This window comes from Pseudomonadota bacterium (assembly GCA_010028905.1).
GTDB lineage: Bacteria > Vulcanimicrobiota > Xenobia > RGZZ01 > RGZZ01 > RGZZ01.
On sequence record RGZZ01000290.1, the window covers coordinates 1 to 6575 of the forward strand.

The window sequence follows — 6575 nt, forward strand, 5'->3', positions numbered from 1 at the left end:
GATGCCACCAACAAGAGACTCGTGGCGTGGGTCGTGGGAACCGCCACACCCGACGAGATCAAGGCACACATCGCGCGCACCCTTCCCGCGTACATGATCCCTGTTGCCCTCGTCTCCATCGATGCGCTGCCCCTCAACACCACCGGAAAGCTCGACCGCAAGGCGCTGCCACTGCCCGACCTCTCCTCGACAGATGGCGAGCAGATCACACCCGCCCCCGACGATCTCGTCGGCCAGATGGTGCTGCTGCAGGCCCGCGAGGTGCTCGACGGTGGCGCGGCTTCCACGAACGCATCGAGATTCGGACTTGAAGCCGACTTCTTCGCCCTCGGCGGCCACTCGTTGCTGGCCACCCGATTCACCGCACGGCTACGCAATGCGCTGGGCATCGACGTGCCCGTGCGCCTCGTCTTCGAGCATCCGAGACTCCTCGATCTCGCCCAGGTTCTGCGCAGCTCTACCGCACGTGATCACACCGAGGTTGCGCCCCCGCAGACCACCATCGCCGCCAACGCGGTACGCATCACCCCCGAGCAGGCGCCGCTTGCAGACCTCAACCAGGCCGAGATCGACGGGCTCATCGCGGTCGTTCCCGGCGGCGCGGCCAACATACAGGACATCTACCCCCTCACCCCGCTGCAAGAAGGTCTCCTCTTTGTTCACCGCCTCGACCCGGAGGCCGACCCGTATGCTCTGCAGGTCTGGCTCCGCGCCGATAGCCGAGCCCATCTAGACGCCTGGATTCACACCCTGCAAGGCATCGTTGACCGCCACGACATCTGGCGCACGGCCTTCCACGACGCCGACCTGAGCCACCCCGTGCAGGTCGTGCTGCGACAGGCGCCCATTCACCAGACGTTCCTCGCGCTCCCCGAATGCAGCAACGACGACGTTGCTGCGAGAGCACTTGTCGAGGAGAATGCCACCACCTGGATAGACATCCACCGCGCGCCCCTCATGTACGTCACCGCTGCAGGCACGGCCGACGGGCCCCAGACCGTGCTCCTGCAGTTCCACCACCTCGTGAGCGACCACGTCGGCCTCGAGATCATGGCCCATGAAGCCGCGTTGCTTGCGCGCGGAGAAACCCTGCCGCCCCCCGTGCCCTTCCGTGACTTTGCCTGGCGCTCGCGACACAGCGTTTCTGAGGAAGCCCATCGCACGTTCTTCTCCGAGATGCTCGCACACATCGACACGCCCACCGCCCCGTTTGGCATCGCCCACGCACAAAGCAGCGGAGACGACATCGCGGAAGCGCATGTGCGCATCGAACCTGAGCTCGCCGCGCGCATGCGTGCCGCAGCATCGAGCGCGGCCGTGCCTCCTGCTGCCCTGGCCCACCTCGCATGGGCCCTCGTGCTGAGCCGTCTCTGTGGGCAGGACAAGGTCGTCTTCGGAACCGTGCTGTTCGGAAGGCTCCAGGGTGGCCAGGGCGTGGAGAGTGCCATGGGCCTCTTCATCAACACCCTGCCCATCGCGGTCGACCTGCGCAACCAGACCGCTACACAAGCGCTCACCCACGTCGCAAAGCGCCTCGTCTCCCTCATCCGGCACGAGCACGCACCCCTCAGTGTCGCCAAGAGCTGCGCAGGCGTCGGCGCCAGTGCCGAGCTGTTCACCACCCTGTTCAACTATCGGCACAGCACCACGCCCGCCCAAGACGCGTCAGAAACCGCTTTCACCCCTGGAGTCACCCTCGTCAGCACGCGAGAGCGCACGAACTACCCCTTCTCCCTCTCGATGGACGACCTCGGAAGCGGATTCGCCCTCTCCGCCCAGAGCATCGAGATCGAAGGCATCGGATGGACCGCGCAAGCGCTGTGCGACCTTATGTGCGAAGCGCTCACGCAGATCATCACATCCGTGGAGAACAAGAGCCAGCGCCCCATACTTGCGCTCCCCTTGCGCACCACCGTCGCCATCGCTTGTCTCGACCGTTGGACAAAATCGCAGAGCGCTCCGCTCCCTGACCCGCTCCCCCTCGTGCACCAGCGCTTCGAACAACAGGTCGCCCTGCGCCCGTACGCCACTGCCCTCCTCTTCGAAGACCAGACCCTCACCTACGGCGCGCTCGACGCCCGCGCCGACCGCCTCGCACGACATCTCGTCGCACTCGGAGTCGGCCCCGAGAGCCGCGTCGCCATTGTCCTGAACCGTGGCTTCGACCTCATCGTCGCCATCCTCGCCACCCTCAAGGCCGGGGGAGCCTACGTGCCTCTCGATCCTACCTGGCCGACGGATCGCATCCGCTACGCGGTTGAAGACAGTTACGCGAAGATCGTGCTCACGCAGGCGTCTCTCACGAGGCAGGTCGATGCGGTCTCCAGCAACGTGCCGTGCATCTGCACCGACGCTCCCTCCATCGTCACAGTCCTTGCGCAGCTTCCGGCCGCCCCGCCGGCGCGCGCACAGATCACGCCGGGCCAGCTCGCCTACGTCATCTACACGTCTGGCTCCACAGGGCGACCGAAGGGCGTTGGCGTCACACACGGCAACGTGGCCGCACTGCTGCAGCGCACGGACCGCAGCTTCACCTTCGGCCCTGACGATGCGTGGACGCTCTTTCACAGCACCACCTTCGACTTCTCGGTCTGGGAGATCTGGGGGGCACTCACGCACGGGGGCCGTCTGGTCATCGTTCCGCAAGAGGCACGCACCTCGCCCGACCGGTTCATCGACCTGCTCCACCACGAGAAGGTCACCGTGCTCAACCAGACCCCCTCTGCCTTCCAGAACCTCTTGCTCGCCATTCAGGCAAGACAGGCACACGATACCATGCCCGCACTGCACCTGCGCGAGATCATCTTCGGAGGCGAAGCCCTCGACCTGCGCGCCGTCGCGCCGTACCTGCAGATGGGTGGCCCCGGACGTCTCGTCAACATGTACGGCATCACCGAGACCACGGTACACGTGACCTTCGAGGCGCTCACCGAAGCACTCATCGATGCCCACCCCCATCAGAGCGTCATCGGCACGCCCATCGACGGCTGGGGCATCGAGGTCTGGGACGCCCACGGCAACCCCACGCCGGTCGGCGTCTGGGGCGAGATCGTCGTCTCGGGAGAAGGCCTGGCGCGCGGCTACCTCGAGCAACCCGGACTCACCGCCGACCGCTTCATCGCCGGCCCTGAGGGAACCCGGCGCTATCGCAGCGGCGACCGCGGCCGCTGGCTCTCCAGCGGAAGACTCGAACACGGGGGGCGCCTCGACCACCAGGTCAAGATCAGAGGCTTCCGCATCGAGACCGGCGAGATCGAAGCCGCCATTCTCGGGTGCGCGGGCGTCCTCCAGGCTGTCGTGCTCGCGATCGACGACCCCGCCGATGCCACCAACAAGAGACTCGTGGCGTGGGTCGTGGGAACCGCAACGTCAAACGAGATCAAGCGGCACATCGCGGGGATGCTGCCGTCGTACATGATCCCTGCGGCCATCGTCGCCATTGATGCGCTGCCCCTCACCGCCAATGGCAAGCTCGACCGCAAGGCGCTGCCGGCGCCCACGCTCGTCAGCGAAGGCCTCCAGCGTCTCGCGCCCGACCCAGACGATCTCGTCGGCCAGATGGTGCTGCTCCAGGCGCAAGAGGTACTAGGTGGGGGGACATGCGCACTCCCACTGACCTTCGGTCTCGAAGCCGACTTCTTCGCCACGGGCGGTCACTCACTGCTCGCCACACGATTCACCGCGCGGCTACGTCACGCGCTGGGAATCGATGTGCCGGTGCGACTCGTCTTTGAGCATCCGAGGCTGCTCGACCTTGCAACACGACTGAAGGCACTGCTCTCCTCCGAAGCGCACAGAGAAGACCCCGAAGCGCGCGTCATCGCGCCACTCGCGCATGACGCGCCGAAACCCGCTTCCTCTGCCCAGCAGCGGCTGTGGTTCATCGACCAGTTCGAGCAGGAGCGCGGCAACCAGGCCTACCTCATGCCCGCGATGAGCGAAATCGAAGGCGCCATCAACCCCTCGGCCCTGCAGCACGCCTTCGCTGCGCTCGTGCAGCGACATGCCAGCCTGCGCACGTTGCTCGTAGAGCACGATTCAGCGGTCTGGCAGCACGTGGTAGATCCCGACAGACCTGTTCTCAGCATCGAGGAAACCACCCCACGAGACCAAGCGATCATGCTGGCCCGTACCGTGCTGCTGCAGCCCTTCCGACTTGCCGAAGACATCCCCATCCGCGCGGTGCTCATCCCAGTTGCACCAGAGCCCACGGCGGGGACCGACGGCAAGGATCGACCGACCGATGCATACAGCATCAAGAAGTGGATCCTGGGGCTCGTCCTGCACCACACCGCCGCCGACGGATGGTCCATCCCCATCCTGCTCCGCGACCTCTCCCGACTCTATGCATCAGCCTGCACAGGGGAAGACCCGGCGCTGCCCCCGCTGCGCGTAAGCTACGCAGACTTTGCGGCCTGGCAGCGACGCTATCTCTCGGGAGCGCGACTCACCGCGCAGCTCGACGGGTGGAAGCAGACCCTTGCCGGCGTGCCGGTATGCACCCCCATCGCCACCGATCACCCGCGTCCACCCCGGCAGAGCATGCGAGGCGGCGCCTACGCCCGTGTCATCGGGTCCGATGTGACCCAGGCCTTCGAGCGCGGTGTGCGGGCTCACGGCGCAACGCTGTACATGGGACTGCTCGCGGCGTGGGCCCATGTTCTGCAGCGCCATGGCGCGGGAGACGACATCGTCATCGGAAGCCCCACCGCCAACCGAACCCACCCAGACCTCGAGCCCATCGTGGGAATGTTCGTCAACACCCTGCCGCTGCGACTCGACCTCAGCGACGCCCACACATTCGAACGCCTCCTGGACCACGTACGCGAGCGATGCGTGCAGGCCTGGGCGCGTCAGGACGTGCCCTTCGAGAACATCGTCGAGAGCCTTGACCTGCCCCGATCCTTGAGCCACCCGCCCCTCGTGCAGCTCATGCTCACCCTGCAGAACAACGAGCAGGCCAACCTGCATCTGGGAGACGTTCTCGCGCGACCTGTCGACCTGGGCCAGCGCATCGCAAAGGTCGACCTGAGCCTCTCCGCGGCGCAGACCGCCGAAGGTCTGGCCCTCGACATCGAGTACGCCGCCGACCTCTTTGAGCCCCTTACTGTCTCCCGAATAGCCGATCGCCTCGCCGCAACGATCGGCACCATCGCAGCACACCTCACCCACGATGGCGCAGCAACCAGAGACACCTCGCTCCAGCTGCACCGATGTGATCTGCTCACCCCAGACGAGCGAGACATTCTGAGAGTGCTCAGTCAGGGGGCGTCCACCGCTCCACTTCCAGACCCGCTCCCCCTCGTGCACCAGCGGTTCGAAGAACGAGCCGCCCTTCGCCCCCACGCCACCGCCCTCGTCTTCGAAGACCAGACCCTCACCTACGGCGTGCTCGACGCACGCGCGAACCAGTTGGCGCGACATCTCGTCGCGCTGGGCGTGGGCCCCGATGCGCGCGTGGCCATCGTCATGGACCGTGGCTTGGATCTTCTCGCTGCCATCCTCGGAACGCTCAAGGCCGGCGGTGCCTACGTACCGCTCGATCCATCGTGGCCAACGAATCGCATAACCGATGCGGTTCAAGACAGCAAAGCGCGGGTCGTGCTGACGCTCGAAGCGATCCGCCACGATGGGGTGCTGAAAGATCAGCGAGAATCGCACGAAACGTCTACGCTCGATGTGATCTGCCTCGACTCAAAAGAGACTCGCCGTGTGCTGGATGGAAGAGCGAACACCCCACCCGACCGCGGCACACTCTCCCCGCAGAACCTGGCGTACGTCATCTACACATCTGGCTCCACAGGGAAACCCAAAGGGGTAGCTGTCACCCACGCGCAGTGGACCCATCTCTGCCGGAACCAGGTGACCCCCTTCGAGGTGAGCACAGCGCTGCGAACGCTGGCCTGGGCCTCCATCGGATTCGACGCCAGCGTCTTTGAGTTCGGCCTTTCCCTGGGTCACGGGGGAACCTTCATACTCCCACGCGCAGAGCACCTCAAAGACAGCGCGCTGCTGTTCGCACTGCTCGAGAGATTCAGCGTCACGCACCTCACCATCGTACCTTCCGCGCTCCACGCCCTGACAGAGGGCACCTCCGCTGAGGTGTTGGCAGAAGCACTCCCGGCACTGCAGACCATCGTCGTCGCAGGTGAGCCGTGTCCGGTGCCCCTCGCCAACCTGTGGGCCTCAAACCGACAGCTCATCAATGCCTACGGCCCCACCGAGGCGACCGTGTGCACAACCACCTGCCAGATCACCCCCGACGTGCTGACCCGCGCCATCGAGCGAAGCAATCTTCCCATCGGCCCCCCCGTCGATCACGTCACGGTCCACGTGCTCGACGCGCATCTGAACAACGTACCCATTGGCGTGCCTGGCGAGCTCTACATCGGAGGCGCCCAGGTCGCCCGAGGCTACCTCGACCGACCCGGTCTAACCGCCGATAGATTTGTCGCAGACCCCTTCACCCTCGAATCACGGGGCGCCCGAATGTACCGCACAGGCGACCTCGTGCGCTGGAACGCCCACGGCGAGCTCGAGTTCCTCGGACGCATCGACCACCAGGTCAAGATCAG

1 protein-coding gene is annotated in these 6575 nt (G+C 65.6%); it reads left to right on the forward strand.

The genetic code is table 11. The features are described from left to right. Nucleotides 1-6575, forward strand: a 6575-nt coding sequence (locus EB084_17085) for an amino acid adenylation domain-containing protein (protein ID NDD29973.1), incomplete at both ends; no start/stop codon positions are given.